Source organism: Paenibacillus sp. BJ-4 (assembly GCF_020404765.1).
GTDB lineage: Bacteria > Bacillota > Bacilli > Paenibacillales > Paenibacillaceae > Paenibacillus.
Map to the genome: position 1 here is coordinate 1 of NZ_JAIVEM010000018.1, position 601 is coordinate 601.

Annotated in this window: 2 tRNA genes and 2 rRNA genes; all 4 read left to right on the top strand. The window is 48.5% G+C overall.

The features are described from left to right. Positions 1 to 51 (top strand): 16S ribosomal RNA (locus LCF57_RS04535); the annotation flags it as partial. 117 nt (positions 52 to 168) lie between these two features. After that, a 5S ribosomal RNA gene (gene rrf / locus LCF57_RS04540) occupies positions 169 to 285 on the top strand. A 21-nt stretch (positions 286 to 306) separates the two neighbouring features. Further along, positions 307 to 383: transfer RNA gene (locus tag LCF57_RS04545), tRNA-Ile, on the top strand. Between the two features lie 20 nt (positions 384 to 403). Beyond that, a tRNA-Ala gene (locus LCF57_RS04550) sits at positions 404 to 479 on the top strand. The last annotated feature ends 122 nt before the right edge of the window (positions 480 to 601 follow it).

A 601-nucleotide genomic window follows, 5' to 3' on the forward strand; every position in this document is an offset into this window, starting at 1 on the left:
AAGTCGTAACAAGGTAGCCGTATCGGAAGGTGCGGCTGGATCACCTCCTTTCTATGGAGAATCGTTTCCTGCAATGGAAACATTCAAATATGAAGCGTAAGCTTCTAAATCAGGTTTCGGCCTGTTACTCACTCGTTGCTCAGTTTTGAGAGCTCAAACTCTCAAGCGTTTGGTGGCGATAGCGGAGGGGTTCCACACGTACCCATCCCGAACACGACCGTTAAGCCCTCCAGCGCCGATGGTACTTGGACCGCAGGGTCCTGGGAGAGTAGGACGTTGCCAANGATTTCTTTGGTGGTTTATTATGGGCCCTTAGCTCAGCTGGTTAGAGCGCACCCCTGATAAGGGTGAGGTCGGTGGTTCGAGTCCACTAGGGCCCACCATATAATTTTATATTTCCTTTGGGGCCATAGCTCAGCTGGGAGAGCGCCTGCCTTGCAAGCAGGAGGTCAGCGGTTCGATCCCGCTTGGCTCCACCAAAAAAAGATTTATTAACATTGCACCTTGAAAACTGGATACCGAAACGAAATTGCGTTTTAGAATATTCCTTTAAGCTGATCTTGTGTAAACAAGTGAAACTAAGGTAGTCAATCGTATTTAC